The 16,894-nt window shown below is 52.1% G+C and carries 12 protein-coding genes, 1 tRNA gene and 1 other RNA gene; 2 read left to right on the plus strand and 12 right to left on the minus strand.

Going from position 1 to position 16,894, the window contains the following annotated elements:
- Positions 1 to 38: 38 nt before the first annotated feature.
- The 3 genes from dctA to OGX96_RS06185 all read right to left on the minus strand — a co-directional run bounded on the left by dctA (position 39) and on the right by OGX96_RS06185 (position 3,823).
- The gene (gene dctA / locus OGX96_RS06175; RefSeq protein WP_286582450.1) at positions 39 to 1,325 is read right to left on the minus strand and encodes a C4-dicarboxylate transporter DctC; all 1,287 of its coding nucleotides are present in this window, start codon (positions 1,323 to 1,325) and stop codon (positions 39 to 41) included.
- 157 nt (positions 1,326 to 1,482) lie between these two features.
- Entirely contained in the window at positions 1,483 to 3,489 is a 2,007-nt protein-coding gene (gene hmsP / locus OGX96_RS06180) for a biofilm formation regulator HmsP (protein WP_020996063.1), read from the minus strand.
- 226 nt (positions 3,490 to 3,715) lie between these two features.
- Entirely contained in the window at positions 3,716 to 3,823 is a 108-nt protein-coding gene (locus OGX96_RS06185; RefSeq protein WP_003827426.1) for a type I toxin-antitoxin system toxin Ldr family protein, read from the minus strand.
- Between the two features lie 425 nt (positions 3,824 to 4,248).
- Between OGX96_RS06185 and megL the strand changes: the two genes are divergently transcribed.
- The gene (megL, locus tag OGX96_RS06190; protein WP_008786414.1) at positions 4,249 to 5,445 is read left to right on the plus strand and encodes a methionine gamma-lyase; all 1,197 of its coding nucleotides are present in this window, start codon (positions 4,249 to 4,251) and stop codon (positions 5,443 to 5,445) included.
- Positions 5,446 to 5,562: 117 nt separating this feature from the next.
- Entirely contained in the window at positions 5,563 to 6,861 is a 1,299-nt protein-coding gene (locus OGX96_RS06195) for an aromatic amino acid transport family protein (protein WP_043018665.1), read from the plus strand.
- 35 nt (positions 6,862 to 6,896) lie between these two features.
- On the opposite strand, the gene OGX96_RS06200 is transcribed toward OGX96_RS06195, so the two are convergent.
- The 9 genes from OGX96_RS06200 to eptB form a co-directional block, all read right to left on the minus strand.
- A complete protein-coding gene (locus tag OGX96_RS06200; protein ID WP_286582452.1) occupies positions 6,897 to 8,099 on the minus strand; it encodes a sigma-54 interaction domain-containing protein in 1,203 nt (400 codons plus the stop codon).
- A 176-nt stretch (positions 8,100 to 8,275) separates the two neighbouring features.
- The gene (gene dppF / locus OGX96_RS06205) at positions 8,276 to 9,280 is read right to left on the minus strand and encodes a dipeptide ABC transporter ATP-binding subunit DppF (protein WP_286582453.1); all 1,005 of its coding nucleotides are present in this window, start codon (positions 9,278 to 9,280) and stop codon (positions 8,276 to 8,278) included.
- Positions 9,277 to 10,260 (minus strand): dipeptide ABC transporter ATP-binding protein, encoded by a 984-nt coding sequence (gene dppD / locus OGX96_RS06210; protein ID WP_003024317.1) that lies wholly within the window; start codon positions 10,258 to 10,260, stop codon positions 9,277 to 9,279. Before dppD ends, dppF begins: the two co-directional genes overlap by 4 nt.
- Positions 10,261 to 10,270: 10 nt before the next feature.
- Positions 10,271 to 11,173: a dipeptide ABC transporter permease DppC gene (dppC, locus tag OGX96_RS06215; RefSeq protein WP_048215338.1), complete on the minus strand. Its 903-nt coding sequence runs from the start codon at positions 11,171 to 11,173 to the stop codon at positions 10,271 to 10,273.
- Between the two features lie 9 nt (positions 11,174 to 11,182).
- Positions 11,183 to 12,202: a dipeptide ABC transporter permease DppB gene (gene dppB, locus OGX96_RS06220; protein ID WP_032945322.1), complete on the minus strand. Its 1,020-nt coding sequence runs from the start codon at positions 12,200 to 12,202 to the stop codon at positions 11,183 to 11,185.
- A gap of 166 nt (positions 12,203 to 12,368) precedes the next feature.
- On the minus strand, positions 12,369 to 13,976 hold the full coding sequence (dppA, locus tag OGX96_RS06225; RefSeq protein ID WP_003827414.1) for a dipeptide ABC transporter periplasmic-binding protein DppA: 1,608 nt from the start codon (positions 13,974 to 13,976) through the stop codon (positions 12,369 to 12,371).
- A gap of 751 nt (positions 13,977 to 14,727) precedes the next feature.
- Positions 14,728 to 14,860, minus strand: a non-coding RNA gene (locus tag OGX96_RS06230) — RtT sRNA.
- Between the two features lie 34 nt (positions 14,861 to 14,894).
- Positions 14,895 to 14,971, minus strand: a tRNA-Pro gene (locus OGX96_RS06235).
- A 91-nt stretch (positions 14,972 to 15,062) separates the two neighbouring features.
- On the minus strand, positions 15,063 to 16,757 hold the full coding sequence (gene eptB, locus OGX96_RS06240; RefSeq protein ID WP_286582455.1) for a kdo(2)-lipid A phosphoethanolamine 7''-transferase: 1,695 nt from the start codon (positions 16,755 to 16,757) through the stop codon (positions 15,063 to 15,065).
- Positions 16,758 to 16,894: the final 137 nt, after the last annotated feature.

Consider the following 16,894-nt stretch of genomic DNA (forward strand, 5'->3'; position numbering starts at 1 on the left):
CGCAGTCCTGGAAGGGACTACGGGCATAAGTGACGAGATTAAGAGGATAAATCGTGCGTTTTGCCATCCGGCGCACGATTATTCAGCGTGTCATCCAGCTTTTTGGTATCCAATTCTTTCACCCATTTAGCCACAACGACAGTTGCAACACCGTTACCAATCAGGTTGGTCAGCGCACGGGCTTCAGACATGAAGCGGTCAATACCAAGAATCAGTGCCAGGCCAGCAACCGGTAAATGACCCACCGCAGAGATAGTCGCGGCCAGAACAATGAAGCCACTCCCGGTCACACCCGCTGCACCTTTTGAGGAGAGCAGGAGCACCACCAACAGGGTTATCTGATGGAAGATATCCATGTGGCTGTTGGTCGCCTGAGCGATAAACACCGCCGCCATAGTCAGATAGATTGATGTCCCATCAAGGTTAAACGAGTAGCCCGTGGGTATAACCAATCCGACAACCGACTTCCGACAGCCCAGTTTTTCCATCTTATCGAGCATACGCGGCAGCGCAGACTCGGAAGAAGAAGTACCCAGAACGATCAGCAGCTCTTCACGGATATAGCGGATGAATTTAAAGATACTGAAGCCGGTTGCGCGCGCAATTGAACCCAGCACCAGCACCACAAACAGAATACAGGTGATGTAGAAGCAGATGATTAGCTGACCCAGTTGCACCAGCGTTCCGACGCCATATTTACCGATGGTAAAGGCCATAGCACCGAAAGCACCGATAGGCGCCAGGCGCATGATCATATTGATGATGCCGAAAATAACCTGCGAGAAACTTTCAATCACGTTGAAAATCATCTGGCCCTTGCTGCCCAGACGATGCAGCGCAAAACCAAACATTACTGCAAACAGCAATACCTGCAGGATGTTACCGCTGGCAAACGCGCCAATAACGCTCGCCGGGATAATATCCATCAGGAAACCTACGATCCCCTGGTCTTTTGCCTGTTCGGCGTAAATCGCAACCGCTTTGGCATCCAGCGTCGCCGGATCGACGTTCATCCCGGCACCGGGTTGCACCACGTTAACAATGATAAGACCGATGATCAGCGCAATCGTACTGACCACTTCAAAATAAAGCAGTGCAACCGCACCGGTGCGGCCTACGGCTTTCATACTTTCCATGCCTGCAATGCCGGTAACGACAGTACAGAAGATGACAGGTGCGATGATCATCTTGATGAGCTTAACGAAGGCATCACCAAGCGGTTTCATTTGGGCGCCTAATTCAGGGTAGTAATGGCCAAGGAGAATACCAATGGCAATCGCTGTCAGGACCTGAAAGTAAAGGCTTTTGAATATAGAGGTTTTCATAGGGTGTCCTTAAAGTAAAAACCACAGGTCTTGTAAGGTTTTGTTTAACCTGCGGCCTTAAAGTAACACCCACACAACTTGACAGAAATGTACCTGGATCATAATTGATACAAAAATGTTAAAAATTTTGAGCTGGCTCGCACAAGCGAGACCTTTTTTAACTTTTGTAATCAGCGCTTTCCGGCGCCAGATAACGTTCTTCGAAGATATTTGCCGGAACCGGTCGGGCAAACAGGAACCCTTGTGCCACTTCCACCCCGGCTTGTGATAGCCATTCACGCTGCGCTTCGGTTTCGACACCTTCGGCGATCATCTGCAAATTCAGGCTGTGGGCCAACTGAATGATGGCGGAGATCATGCTGCAATCCTCAGGTACTCCGTCGACAAACATCTTATCGATTTTGAGGACATCCACCGGTAGCGACTTCATGTGCTGCAGCTGTCGCAGGCCCGCATACCCCATGCCAAAGTCATCCAGTGCGATACGTACTCCCGCATTACGCAATGGGCGCAAAATGGCCACCGCGGCGTGGGGATCATCGATATGTCGGCTTTCAGTCACTTCCAGGATCAACGTACCAGGCTTGATGCGATAGCGGTTTAACAACTCCAGCAGGTCCGAGACCATACTCGGGTGCATCAGCTGTAGTGCGGACAAATTCACCGACAGCGGCAGCATCAGACCCCGTTCCTGCCACGCTGACAGCTGGCGACACGTCTCTTCCAACACCCAGTAACCAACCGTCACCATCAGGCCGCAGGACTCAATCCTGTCGATTAACCCTTCGGGCAGCTCCCAGCTTCCGTCCGGCTGCTGCATCCGCAATAATGCTTCTGCGCTCAATACCTTACCGCTGGACATCTCCACCTGCGGCTGCATCCAAAGCGCGAACTGCTGGTTATCCAGCGCGCTGAGAATATCGTTCTCTTCCGTCAAACGCTGCTGCGCCTCTTCCATCTGTAACGGATCAAAGAACTGAATTTGATTTTTACCCTTATGGCGCGAGGTTAACACGGCCGACAGGGCGCGGCGGTAAAGCTGTTCTGCGGTCAAATCACCATAGAACATCGCTACCCCAATGTTGCAGGTAGGACGCAGTTGAATACCCTGAATAGGTAATCGCTCGTTAACGATAGTGAGTACTTGCTGACCTAGAGTAATAGCGTGCCAGGGTTCTTTTACGCCATGGGCGATGATGGCGAAGTCATAGCCACTCACCTGGGAAAGCACCATCCTGGGGGCTAATACCGATTTGAGTTTTTCGACCAGCGTAAGCAACAGGATTTCCCGCTGAGTTTCAGTTAACACACCCGCGGTATCACGTAAGGTTTCGCAGGTGACAATCATCAGCGCCGTCGTCTGCTGGCGGGTAACAACCTGCTCCAGCAACCCCATTAAAAACGACTTATTGGGCAGTTCAGAAACCGGGAAACGCATTGCAAAGTCGCTTTGCTCTTCGCTATGTCGCTGAATCAACTGCTGATTAAGATTGTAGCTACGCACCAGCATACCAATCTCATCATCCTGATGTAGACGCGGCAATGCCAGTTGATAGCCAATCAGATCCTGCTGTTGGATGTCGTTCAGCTCACGAGCAATTTTACGTAAGGGGTGCACAATCAAGCGGTTAATGCACCAGGAGATGGCGACGGTCAGTATTAACGACAAAAGTAAGTAAATGGTCACTAACGTAGAGAGCGTACTCATCACGAATTTGTACATGCGGTACGAATCCGCCTGCAGCACCAGATACGCCAGCGGTTGCGGGTTAGCTGAACGCTCAAGAGAATAGATCGGCAGCGAAATTTGTACCGGAAGCTCAAACAGGCGAGTCACCGTAACAGGAACGGGGCGTTCAGGGATAAAGCTCATCCGCAACGCCTGAAACTGATTGGGCAGCACCACATCGGCGCGACTGACTACACCCGCTGGCCGAATACTTTTTAAAATGGCTTCCGCTTCGGGAATATCCCCTTTCAGGATAGTGTCCGACAGAGGCTCACGGACGGAGCGAGCGATACTTTCCAGTTGCGTAGCCGTGTTATAGCGGTTTTGCTGGACCAGATGGAACAACAAAACGGTGCAAAAAATAAAAACGAACACCATAACAACGGCCGCAACCATTGCCATCTGCTTAATTGTTAACGAGCGACTGACACGCAAACTGACTCTCCACGGATAGACGAAACTGCCGTCAGAGTATACCCGATCGTAGCGGTATTAAGAGAGGCGGTATCTGAAAACTTCCCAGCGTGCATTATCGCGACAGGATAGGCACCTGGCGACGAGATTTATCTGCATTTAAGCCGAAAAAGGCCGCAAGGTCGCCCCCTGCGGCCTGGTTCGGGCGCATGTTGCCATCACGGCAGGCAGACGCCTACAAAGCGCATTACTTTCTGTTACGCAGCCAGCTCACAATCAGGCTGGCAATGGTGCCAGCGATGATTGGAGCCGCTAAATCGTGCCAGAAGGCCACGCCTAACTGTGCGAGCGTCATATAGCCGCCTGTGTTGCAATGGCAACTGTTCACGGCTATCCTTGAGTTGTTCAGGTTCAAGTCAGCCCCCGTTTTGTTGCCAGGTTTATACCAAACAACGTGCGGGGGTTTTCTCTTTCCAGCAACCGATGCCGCCGGGGATCAAGCCCCCGCAACATTGCGCCTCACCGGGAATTCCCGGCTTGCCGCTGATTCTACGGCAGCCCACTTGCCATATCACTGCGCAATATTGCGCTCTGCGTAGCGCCTCGCAATTCACCCATTTTCTTACCAGCACGCTGGAAAGATTCTTTCCAGTTGGCAACATTCCTGCCGACCATTAGTTCAGACAAAAACATAACACATTGATATCTATCAGTTCATTTTCTGGCACAGCGATTGCTATTTGACTGTGAGCTGTTCTGTTCCGAATTAAAGGAGATATCATGTCTGACTGTCGTACTTACGGATTCAACACCCAGATCGTTCACGCGGGGCAACAACCCGACCCTTCAACTGGCGCGCTTAGTACGCCTATTTTCCAGACCTCAACGTTTGTTTTTGACAGCGCCGAACAAGGTGCCGCCCGCTTTGCGCTCGAAGAGTCCGGGTACATTTACACCCGCTTGGGTAACCCCACCACCGATGCGCTGGAGAAAAAGCTGGCAGTACTGGAAAGAGGTGAAGCCGGGTTGGCAACCGCGTCCGGTATTTCTGCTATCACCACAACGCTGTTGACGCTTTGCCAGCAGGGTGACCATATCGTTTCCGCCAGCGCGATTTACGGCTGCACCCACGCGTTTTTGTCGCACAGCATGCCGAAGTTTGGGATTAACGTCAGCTTTGTCGACGCGGCAAAGCCTGAAGAAATCCGCGCCGCCATGCGACCAGAAACCAAAGTTGTGTATATCGAAACGCCCGCCAACCCAACGCTGTCGCTGGTCGACATTGAAACGGTTGCCGGTATCGCCCATCAACAGGGCGCATTGCTGGTGGTGGATAACACCTTTATGTCGCCGTACTGTCAGCAGCCTTTGCAACTGGGCGCGGATATTGTGGTTCACAGCGTCACCAAATATATCAACGGTCACGGGGATGTGATTGGCGGCATCATTGTTGGTAAGCAGGAGTTTATCGACCAGGCGCGGTTTGTAGGCCTGAAAGATATCACCGGCGGCTGCATGAGTCCTTTCAATGCGTGGTTAACACTGCGCGGCGTTAAAACGCTGGGCATTCGTATGGAACGCCACTGTGAAAATGCGCTGAAAATCGCCCGCTTCCTCGAAGGGCATCCATCTATTACTCGGGTGTATTATCCTGGCCTGACTTCGCATCCGCAGTATGAGCTGGGCCAGCGGCAAATGAGCCTGCCAGGTGGAATTATCAGCTTCGAAATCGCCGGCGGCCTCGAGGCTGGTAGGCGGATGATCAATTCTGTAGAATTGTGCCTCCTCGCGGTCAGTCTCGGTGATACCGAAACCCTCATTCAGCACCCAGCGTCTATGACACATTCGCCCGTTGCACCTGAGGAACGGCTCAAAGCAGGTATTACCGACGGGCTTATCCGTCTTTCTGTGGGTCTTGAAGATCCAGAAGATATTATTAACGACCTTGAACACGCCATCAGAAAGGCAACATTCTGACCAATATGGCCTGAACCGACGTCGTTCGGTTCAGGTTGTTGAGAATCAAGGCACAACAGTCTGGCAATACACGCGATCCTCTTTCGGGGAGAACGTGTATTTTGGGCAGGGGGTTCTATGCAGGACAACACATTACAATTAAGCAACAATACAGCAACCGCCGTACCATTCTCAAAAAAAATACCGTTTACGAAATACGATTTTGGCTGGGTATTACTGTGTATCGGCATGGCCATTGGTGCCGGAACGGTACTGATGCCGGTACAAATTGGCTTAACAGGCATTTGGGTATTTATCGTTGCCTTTATTATTGCTTATCCGGCAACTTATATTGTGCAGGATATTTATTTAAAAACATTATCAGAAAGCGAAACCTGTAATGACTACACGGATATTATAAGTCATTACCTGGGAAAAAACTGGGGCGTATTTCTTGGCGTCATCTATTTCCTGATGATTATTCACGGCATATTTATTTATTCTTTATCCGTGGTTTTTGACAGCGCCTCATATATTAAAACCTTCGGCTTGACCGAGGCCGATCTTTCGCAGTCGATAATCTATAAAGTGGCCATTTTTGCCGTGCTGGTCGCCATTGCTTCCGGGGGAGAAAAGCTGCTGTTCAAAATCTCCGGCCCGATGGTGGTGGTCAAAGTAGGTATCATCATCGTATTTGGTTTTGCGATGGTTCCGCACTGGAACTTCGCTAATATCAGCGCCTTCCCTGAAGCATCGGTCTTCTTTCGTGATGTACTGCTAACCATCCCGTTCTGCTTCTTCTCAGCGGTGTTTATTCAGGTGTTGAACCCAATGAACATCGCCTACCGCAAACGGGTGGCAGACCGGGTGCTGGCTACGCGTATGGCAATCCGTACGCATCGCATCAGTTACATTACTCTGATTGCTGTCATTCTGTTTTTCTCCTTCTCTTTTACCTTTTCCATTAGCCATGAAGAGGCCGTTTCGGCTTTTGAACAAAATATTTCAGCACTGGCGCTGGCGGCTCAGGTCATTCCTGGGCAGATTATTCATATCACCTCAACGGTATTAAATATCTTCGCCGTATTAACCGCGTTCTTTGGTATTTATCTGGGATTCCACGAAGCGATCAAAGGTATTATTCTCAACGTTCTGAGCCGCGTCATTGACGTTGAGAAAATTAATCCGTTGGTGCTTACGCTGGGTATTTGCACCTTTATTGTTATCACCCTGGTCATTTGGGTGTCATTTCGCGTATCGGTACTGGTGTTCTTCCAGTTAGGTAGCCCGCTTTACGGGATTGTGTCGTGTATTATTCCGTTCTTCCTGATCTATAAAGTAACGCAACTGGAAAAACTGCGCGGACTGAAAACCTGGTTGATCCTGCTGTACGGAATTCTGCTGTGCCTGTCGCCCTTATTGAAGCTGATTGAATAACCCATGTATATCGCGCCGTCAGACGCTGGCGGCGCTTAACCTACACTCTCCAGCTGATAGCCGCGAATTTTATTCAGCACCGTGGTGTGCGACACGCCCAGCGCTTTGGCGATATGCCGTGACGACACATTATCTTCCACCATCTGTTCAATGAGCTGGCGTTCAGCACGCAGAACCTGCTCTTTAAAAGGACGTTCTGTCGGGCCCCGCTCAACGGCAGGCAAATTCACCATCCCTAATTCTTCCCGCGTAATAACATCGGATTCCGCCATCAGCATCAGGCGAATAATGGTATTTTCCAGTTCGCGCACGTTTCCCGGCCAGGTGTGATGGTGCAGGGCATCAAAACAGGCTTTATCCAGAATGATCCGCCGCTGGAATTCCTTTGCGTATTTCTGCACAAAGTGGCGAATCAGCAGGCTGATATCCTGTGGGCGCTCGCGCAAAGGTGGAATGGTCAGTGAAAGCACGTTGATGCGGTAATAGAGATCGGCGCGCAGCAGACGTTGTTCTACCATCTCTTCCAGATTGGCATTGGTTGCCACAATAATGCGCACATTGACCGGAATAATATGCGCTCCGCCAACGCGCCGAATCCCGCCATCCTGAAGCACGCGCAGGAGTTTAGCCTGTAAGCTCAGCGACATTTCGCCAAACTCATCGAGAAAAAGGGTGCCTTTATCGGCCATTTCAAACAGCCCTTTTTTGCCTTTACAATCCGCGCCGCTGAAAGCCCCTTTCTCATAGCCAAAGAATTCACTCTCCATTAGCGACTCAGGTAGCGCAGAGCAGTTGACCGGAATAAACGGATAAAAACGTCGCTGCCCGGAATTATGGATAGCCCGGGCCAGCAGCTCTTTACCGGTCCCCGTATCGCCACGGATCAGAACGGTATATTTGCTGTCGGCAATTTTTATCGCCTTTTCGATAAGCGCGTGCATGCTCTGGCTACTGCAAATAATGTCAGAGAAATAGCGCGGGCGTTCCGGCTCCGGCGTTGACAGTTCGCTTATCTCCTCACAGAGGTAAGCGACATGAATAATATCGGCGCGCTGGCTTAAACAGGATTGCACACAGGAAATATCCTGTAGCTGGCGGCACCAGGATTTAATCAGGATCCGCCCAGGCGTGACTTTCATGGAGATGATATTGATATCACAGCAGGAAAATTCCTTCAGGACATCCTCAACCATCGACAGACGATCAATTGTTTTAATATCCCAGCGTATCGTGACCACATTTGCTCCTGGTAGTTAGCAACTGCGAAATAGATATTTTTGTGACTAGAGGGAATCTGACTACATTCTAGACGCTGTGGAATAATGTTCTGCCAAAGGACTCACATTGTGGACGTAAAGAGAAAATATAAAAAAACCGGAGCACAAGGCTCCGGTTAACGGGTCATAACCCAGGTTTATTGCTGTGGGTTCTCATCCTGGTCAACGGCAAAACAAGCCACCAGTTGACCGCCGTAATCTTTCAACTGCGGCTGAAGCTGGGTACACGGACCAAAGCGACGACGGCAGCGGGCGTTGAACGCACAGCCCGGCGGCGGATTCAGCGGGCTTGGCAGTTCACCGGTCAGCTTGATACGCTCACGGCGATCGTCCGGGTTCAGACGCGGCGTTGCGGAGAGCAGCGCTTGCGTGTACGGATGACGCGGATTATTGAAGATTTGGTCCTTCGTCCCTTTCTCCACGCAGCGGCCTAAATACATCACCATCACTTCATCGGCAATGTGCTCGACCACCGACAGGTCGTGCGAGATAAAGACGTATGACAGCCCCAGTTCCTGCTGCAAATCCATCATCAGGTTCAGCACCTGCGCACGCACCGAAACGTCCAGCGCTGAGACCGGTTCATCGGCAATCACCACGTCCGGGTCAAGCATCAGACCGCGAGCGATGGCAATACGCTGACGCTGACCGCCGGAGAACATATGCGGATAGCGGTCGTAGTGTTCGGTTTTCAGCCCCACTTTCGCCATCATCGCCAGCGCTTTTTCACGACGCTCCTCTTTGCTGAGCGTGGAGTTGATCAGCAGCGGCTCTTCCAGAATCTGCCCCACTTTCTTACGCGGGTTCAGGGAACCGTACGGGTTCTGGAATACAATCTGGATTTTCTGCCGACGCAGCTTTTGCGCCTGCGGGTCGTGCTTAAGCAGATCCTGTCCCTGGTAATACAGCTCACCGCCGGTCGGGACTTCAATCATCGTCAGCAGGCGGCCAAGGGTGGATTTCCCACAGCCCGACTCGCCTACCACCGCCAGCGTTTTACCACGCTCTAAGGTAAAGGAGACGCCGTCCAGCGCTTTCACCAGGCGCTCCGGGGCGAACATGCCCTTTTTCACCGGGTAGTGTTTTTTCAGATCAATAGCCTGCAACAGCGGCTGTGACAAAGTGGCCTTTTGCATACTCATAGCCCAGGCCTCCCGGCATCATCAAGTGGGTAGTGGCATTTCGACTGACGACCGCCTTCCAGCAGGTTCAGTTCAGGTTCTTCAGCGCGGCATTTGTCGGTCGCATAGGGGCAGCGTGGGTTCAGCAAACAGCCGCTCGGGCGGTCATATTTCCCGGGAACCACGCCCGGCAGCGAGGCCAGACGTGCTTTATCCTGAGCAAACTCAGGCAGCGCGCGCAGCAGCGCCTGGGTGTAAGGATGACGCGGCGCGCGAAAGATATCCTGCGCGGCTCCGGTTTCTACCACCTGACCGGCGTACATCACGATGATTTTGTGTGCCGCTTCAGCCACCAGCGCCAGATCGTGCGTGATTAAGACCAGCGCCATGTTCTCTTTTTGCTGCAATTCCAGCAGTAGCTCGATGATCTGCGCCTGAATAGTCACATCCAGCGCCGTTGTCGGTTCGTCGGCAATCAGCAGTTTCGGACGACAGGCTATCGCCATCGCGATCATCACGCGCTGACTCATCCCACCGGACAACTGGTGCGGATATACATCAAGACGCGAGGCCGGATCGGGGATCCCCACCAGCGTCAGCAGGTCTATTGCCCGCTGAATACGCGTTTTTTTGTTGCCGCCCTGGTGCACTTTAATAGCTTCCATAATCTGGTAGCCGACGGTGTAGCAGGGGTTAAGGCTGGTCATCGGGTCCTGGAAGATCATCGCCACTTCCGCGCCCACTAACTGGCGACGCTCTTTCTCAGAGATGCGCTTCAGGTCGCGACCATTAAACTCCAGATTTTCGGCCATAACGCGGCCTGGGTAGTCAATCAGTCCCATAATCGCCAGCGAACTGACGGACTTACCAGAGCCGGACTCTCCTACAATGCCAACCACTTCACCCTGATTCACACTGTAGCTAATGCGGTCTACGGCGCGGAATTCGGAACCTACGTCGCCGAAATGCACCGATAATTTATCTACATTTAATAACGCCATCTCGAACCTCTTACTGCTTCAGTTTGGGATCGAGCGCGTCACGCAGACCGTCACCCATCAGGTTAAATGCCAGCACCGTCAACAGGATCGCCAGCCCCGGGAAGGTCACAACCCACCAGGCGCTTTGGGCAAACTGTAGAACGTCAGAGAGCATGGTGCCCCATTCCGGCGTAGGCGGCTGTGCGCCCATCCCCAAGAAGCCGAGGGCAGCCATATCGAGAATGGCGTTAGAGAAGCCAAGCGACGCCTGAACAATCAGCGGCGCAAGACAGTTAGGAAGAATGTTGACGAACATCTGGCGCATCGCGCCGGCTCCCGCCACGCGAGATGCAGTGACGTAGTCGCGGTTAACCTCCACCAGCACGGCGGCGCGCGTCAAACGGACATAGTGCGGCAATGCCACGAACGTCAGCGCCAGCGCGGCGTTGCCAATCGAGGGGCCAAATACCGCCACCAGCACCAGCGCCAGCAACAGGCTCGGCAATGCCAGCATGATATCGACCACACGCATGATGACGTTATCGACAATCCCGCCAAAGTAACCGGCGATCAGCCCAAGAACCACGCCCATCAGCAGGGAGAGTACTACCACCAGACAGCCGACCAACAGCGACAGACGCGCACCGTACATCAGGCGGGACAACACGTCGCGGCCTACATCATCAGTACCAAACAGATGCGCCATGGTACCGCCGTCCTGCCACGCGGGAGGAGCCAGCAGCGTATCGCGGAACTGGTCTGCCGGGTTGTAGGGTGCGAGGACGTTGGCAAAGACCGCAATCAGGATCATCACCACAACGTACACCAGCCCAACAACCGCACCTTTGTTGCGTTTAAAATAGTGCCAGAACTCCTGCAGCGGAGTCATCGGCACCGGTGCAGCAATAACTTTATTTTCAGTAACCTGTGACATGATGGCCCCTTACTTCTTATGCCGAATACGCGGGTTCACCACGCCGTACAGCAGGTCTACCAGCAGGTTGACGAGGATAATCATCGTCGCGACCAGCAGCACCCCGCCCTGCACCACCGGATAATCGCGGCGTTGCAGCGCATCGATCAGCCAGCGCCCCAGTCCCGGCCACGAGAAGATGGTCTCGGTCAGGATCGCCCCGGCCAGCAACGTACCAACCTGCAGGCCGATAACGGTCACCACGGGCAGCATCGCGTTACGCAGAGCGTGAATAATGATGACGCGCATACGGGTCAGGCCTTTGGCGCGCGCGGTACGGATGTAATCTTCACCCAGCACTTCCAGCATCGATGAACGGGTCATACGCACAATGACCGCCAGAGGAATGGTACCCAGCACCATCGCAGGCAGGATCATATGCGCCAACGCATCAATAAAGTTACCCTCTTCACCCCAGATGGCGGTGTCGATCAGCATAAAGCCGGTTAGCGGATTGGAATCATCAAGGAACACCATGTCGCTCACCCGCCCAGAAACTGGCGTCAGGTTCAACTGCACGGAAACCAGCATGATCAGCATCATGCCCCACCAGAAAATCGGCATAGAGTAACCGGTCAGCGCCAGGCCAACTGCCGTGTGATCGAAAATGGAGCCGCGCTTAACGGCAGCAAGTACACCCACTGGGATACCCACTGCGACGGCGAAAATCATCGCGCAGACGCCGAGTTCCAGCGTTGCTTTGAAGCGAGGTACGAACTCTTCCCACACCGGTAAGCGGCTTTTCAGTGAGATACCTAAATCACCATGCATAACCCCCCAGATATAGTGGAGGTACTGCTGCCACATCGGCTTATCCAGACCGAGTTCAGCCAACAGTTGAGCATGACGCTCAGGGGAGATCCCACGTTCACCCGCCATGATCATAACCGGATCGCCGGGGATCATATGGACAAAGGCAAAGGTGAGAAGAGTGATACCGATAAACGTGGGGATGACGAGTCCCAAACGTCGGAGAATGAACTGCAACATAACCCGGATTCTCTCTAATGACGCACGGCCTGGAACCGTGAGTCTGTATTGCTCACAAATCTTATCCCACGCAAACTGCATCGCGGGTAAAGCATTACGCCGGAGGGCGCTGCGCTTATCCGGCCTACACAACACCGGGGCGCAGCGCTTCCTTAATTGCTTTTAATTATTCGACAGAGACGTTTTCGAAGTGGTGTTTGCCTAATGGATCAACCACATAGCCTTTCACTTCTTTACGCACTGGTTCGTACACGGTGGAGTGAGCAACAATCAGAGCCGGAGCCTGGTCGTGCATAACAACCTGAGCTTGCTTGTACAGTTCAATACGTTTGTTGTGATCGTCGGTCGCACGCGCCGGCTGGATCAGGTCTTCAAACGGCTTGTAGCACCAGCGAGAGTAGTTAGAACCGTCTTTCGCTGCCGCACAGCTGAACAAGGTCGCGAAGAAGTTGTCCGGATCCCCGTTGTCACCGGTCCAGCCCATCATCACCGCCTGATGCTCACCCGCTTTGGCGCGTTTCAGATACTCGCCCCACTCGTAGGTCACAATCTTGGCCTGAACGCCAATTTTCGCCCAGTCAGCCTGAACCATTTCTGCCATACGACGTGCGTTCGGGTTATATGGACGCTGTACCGGCATAGCCCACAGCTCAACGGTAAAGCCTTTGTCCTGACCCGCTTCCTTCAGCAGCGCTTTGGCCTTCTCAGGATCGTAGGTGTAGTCTTTAACGTCGTCGTTATAGCCCCACATGGTCGGCGGGATCAGGTTTTTCGCGGCAACGCCAGCGCCCTGATAAACCGCTTTGATGATCGCTTCTTTGTTTACCGCGTAGGTCAGCGCCTGACGGACTTTCACGTCATCAAACGGTTTCTTCTCGGTGTTGAAAGAGAGGTAGCCAACGTTCAGACCCGCCTGCTCCATCAGGTTGATGTTTTTATCCTGCTTCATGCGCGCGATGTCTGCCGGGTTCGGGTACGGCATCACCTGGCACTCGTTCTTCTGCAGTTTGGCGTAACGCACGGAAGCGTCAGGCGTAATGGAGAAGACCAGACGGTCGATCTGCGGCTTGGTGCCCCAGTAACCTTCGAATGCTTTATACAGAATACGGGAGTCTTTCTGGTACTGCTGCAGCTGGAACGGACCGGTACCAATTGGGTTCAGATCCACTTTCTCCGGAGAACCGGCTTTCAGCATGTTGTCAGCATATTCTTTGGAAAGAATAGAAGCGAAGTCCATCGCCAGGTCAGCCAGGAACGGCGCTTCCGGGCGAGTCAGCACGAACTGAACGGTTTTATCGTCCACTTTTTTCACTTCGGAGATCAGATCCGGCAGACCCATCCCTTCGAAGTATTCATAGCTGCCGCCAGAGACTTTATGGTACGGGTTCTGGGCATTTTTCTGACGATCGAAAGAGAACACCACGTCATCGGCGTTAAAATCGCGCGTCGGTTTAAATTCTTTGTTGTCCTGCCACTTCACGCCCTGACGCAGGTGGAAGGTATAGGTTTTGCCGTCTTCGCTGATTTCCCACTTCTCAGCAAGGCCCGGGATCACTTCAGTCGTACCGGTTTTGAACTCGACCAGGCGGTTATAGATCGGTACGGAGCTGGCATCATAGGTGGTGCCAGAGGTGAAAAGCTGCGGGTTAAAGCCTTCAGGAGATCCTTCTGAACAATAAACCAGAGTTTTAGCCTGTACGCTTGCTGCGACGGTCATAGCCACCAGGCTCAGACCAAGCTTCAGCATCCCTGACTTCTTCAAGGAAATACTCATTCTTCTGCTCCAATGTGATGTTTGTTGTTTTACCCTTTGCAGTGGGTTTGCACCGCCTGGCCTTTTTTGTTTTTTACCCGGCCGGGTCGGCGTTAAGAGGATGGGGATTCCGTTCACATAAGCGACTGAGTTGCAGTGCGGATTCTCCATGAAATGCCCCTCATACCCTACAATCTGTCAACAGAATGTGAAAACGTCAATACAGGTCACCGTGATTTACGCCAACGGTGAGAATTCACAAACAAAGATTAAAAAAAGTGCGGAAGGACATTTTCAGCAGGGAAATTTGTGCTACGCGCACTATGCCAGAATAAACATCTTCATATTTCGCAACATTTGGTGATTAACATTTATGCAATTTATTCAAACTTTCTAAATTAATGCTGCATATCTGAGCGATTAACACCATGAACGTTAAAGCGCACAGCGGAAAATGCCAGCTTCAGCCATAAGTAGCGCAAAAAAAGTTTCAAGCAAATATAAAAAAAGGCAATGGAATATGTCACAGAATCGTTAACAGTCAGTGGGAAGTGGTGCACAATTTTTGCAGATAAAATGAAGGTCAAACGTGGGGTCGGAAAAACAAAAAATACGCCCTGCCAGCGCTTCGCCTGTAGGCCGGATAAGGCGCTTGCGCCGCATCCGGCAATGTCTGTTATAGCGTGATGTTTTGCCTGATGGCGCTTCGCTTATCAGGCCTACAAAAGCCACAAATGCAAAAAGCCCGCTCAGAGAGCGGGCTTTTCTAATTTGGTCGGTGATAGAGGATTACTCGCCACTGCGTGGCTCGCCCTGCGGGCCGTTGCTGACGCAACGTTCTCTCGCTACGCTCGAGTCGAACCTCTTGCCCCCGGAGGTTCTCATCCTCGTGGATTCCGGAATGCAAAAAGCCCGCTCAGAGAGCAGGCTTTTCTAATTTGGTCGGTGATAGAGGATTCGAACCTCCGACCCCTTCGTCCCGAACGAAGTGCGCTACCAGGCTGCGCCAATCACCGAATGCGGGGCGCATCTTACTGCTCAGTTGCGCGCCCGTCAATCCCTTAGTATCAAAATGCCATTTGATCGGCGAGAAAGTCAGCAGCTCAGTTACTGGGCTGTCGCCTCATTCGCGTCCGGGATACGACACCAGTTATTATTCTCGTTAATACCACCATTTGGCGAGGTATAGCCGAGGCAACCCAAAATGGTGTCGTACAGTTCCACATGACGACGCGGCACCTTCATATCAGCTTCTTGCTTAAGGTGTGCAAACGCCTTCGCATGGTCTGGGTCTTCCAGATATTTGTCAGACATCCACACCATCATAGGTACGCGGAACTGCTCAGGTGGCGCCATTTTACGCGGCGTACCGTGCAGGTGCTCGCGCTCGTTAATCGACTCACCGTGATCGGCGGCATAAAACACGATCGCTTTCTTATCGCGTAGTTGATCAAACACTTTGGTAATAAAGTGATCAACATAGGTTACCGAGTTATCGAATGAGTTGATCATCTCAGCTTTCGAGCAACCGCTATCAACATTGACACACTCCGGCTTCCACTGCGCATATTCGCGGGTGTAGCGCTGGGTGTAGTTAAAATGCGAGCCTTTGGTGTGCAGAATAATCAGATGCTTGTCACCATCTTCATTATTCTGTAAAGACTGCTGCATCTCGGTAATCAGCAGCATATCGTCAACGTTCTTGCCACGGTTACGTGGCTCTGCGCCAATCTGCTCACGATAGGCGATGTTCTCCGCCATGGTGTTACTGTAGAACCACATCTCGCTTTGCATCGCGTAAAGATCGGTCTTGAACCCTAACTGGCCGAGCACGGAGAAGACGTTTTGTTCTTTCAGGGTACGCTGCGGGTTTTCTTCTGCCCCACCCTCACGCACAAACATGCAACGCAGCGAAAGTTTGGTTGCCGTATCACAGGAATATCCACGGAAGGCGGCCAGATTTTTCTCCTGGGCGAGCCTTGGCGTGGTATTACGCTCATAGCCAAAAATCCCCATATGATCCCAGCGGGTCGTTTCGCCGATAATAAAGACCACATAGGTGTCGTCGAGGTTTTTGGGGGCAACATAGGTAAACTTCTTCGCCGGGTTCATCAACGATTTGTTGTCTGAGGATTCATCCACCTGTGCCCAGGCGTACAGACCCAGCGCAGAGAGCCAGTTTGACGGCAGATAGGAATTCGCCACTACCCCGCCATAGCTGGGTAAATCGATTCCCGTTGCTCGCTCAACGCTTCTCTGTTGCATGCTCAGCAGGCGAATCGGGACCCATACCATCAGACCAGCCAGTAAAACTACCGCCACGCTGCGCCATCTCATGCCAGGCGTACGTATCTGTTTCATCAGGGTATAGCGGCAGCGATTACTCCAAATCAGAACCAACGGTATAATGCTGACCGAAACCAGCCACACGACAAAATGCCAGCCAACCACTTCTTTCGATAAATCAATATCCGTGGTCATTACGGAGGCAATAATACCGTAACCAATTACCACATTCAGGAAGGTCATGTAATAGCTGGCACCAGCAGAACACAGCACCACTAAGGTTGTCAGGACACGCCAGGCGCGCCGACCAAATAAAGAGAGAAGCCGTAGTAAAAAGAAGGTCACCAGCACAGTGCCGGCTAATTCAACAACCGCAGAGAGTCCTTTCCAGACGGTAAACTCGTGTGCATATCCGCTAAAGCGCCGGAAAAATACAGCACAGTTCATAAACAAACCGATATAGATTGCCAGCAGGAAACTGAGTTTCTGCTGCGTCATCGACTTAATATATCTCATGCAAACAAACCCTGGGAATCGGGATTAAAACACCCTGAGCAGTAGTCAAACAGACCAGGCAGGGGAAAATGCGACAACAGCAGAAGTGAAATGTCTACGGGCGCGGGTAAGTAGACCACAGGAGGGGGAAAAAGTGC

This window comes from Citrobacter sp. Cpo100 (assembly GCF_030332595.1).
GTDB lineage: Bacteria > Pseudomonadota > Gammaproteobacteria > Enterobacterales > Enterobacteriaceae > Citrobacter > Citrobacter portucalensis.

What these genes read in the sequence shown, in the direction of transcription:
- dppB (WP_032945322.1), bottom strand. Translation starts at nt 12,202, where the DNA reads ATGTTGCAGTTCATTCTCCGACGTTTGGGACTCGTCATCCCCACGTTT.
- OGX96_RS06195 (WP_043018665.1), top strand. Translation starts at nt 5,563, where the DNA reads ATGCAGGACAACACATTACAATTAAGCAACAATACAGCAACCGCCGTA.
- dppD (WP_003024317.1), bottom strand. Translation starts at nt 10,260, where the DNA reads ATGGCGTTATTAAATGTAGATAAATTATCGGTGCATTTCGGCGACGTA.
- eptB (WP_286582455.1), bottom strand. Translation starts at nt 16,757, where the DNA reads ATGAGATATATTAAGTCGATGACGCAGCAGAAACTCAGTTTCCTGCTG.
- dppF (WP_286582453.1), bottom strand. Translation starts at nt 9,280, where the DNA reads ATGAGTATGCAAAAGGCCACTTTGTCACAGCCGCTGTTGCAGGCTATT.
- OGX96_RS06185 (WP_003827426.1), bottom strand. Translation starts at nt 3,823, where the DNA reads ATGACGCTCGCACAGTTAGGCGTGGCCTTCTGGCACGATTTAGCGGCT.
- dctA (WP_286582450.1), bottom strand. Translation starts at nt 1,325, where the DNA reads ATGAAAACCTCTATATTCAAAAGCCTTTACTTTCAGGTCCTGACAGCG.
- dppC (WP_048215338.1), bottom strand. Translation starts at nt 11,173, where the DNA reads ATGTCACAGGTTACTGAAAATAAAGTTATTGCTGCACCGGTGCCGATG.
- megL (WP_008786414.1), top strand. Translation starts at nt 4,249, where the DNA reads ATGTCTGACTGTCGTACTTACGGATTCAACACCCAGATCGTTCACGCG.
- dppA (WP_003827414.1), bottom strand. Translation starts at nt 13,976, where the DNA reads ATGAGTATTTCCTTGAAGAAGTCAGGGATGCTGAAGCTTGGTCTGAGC.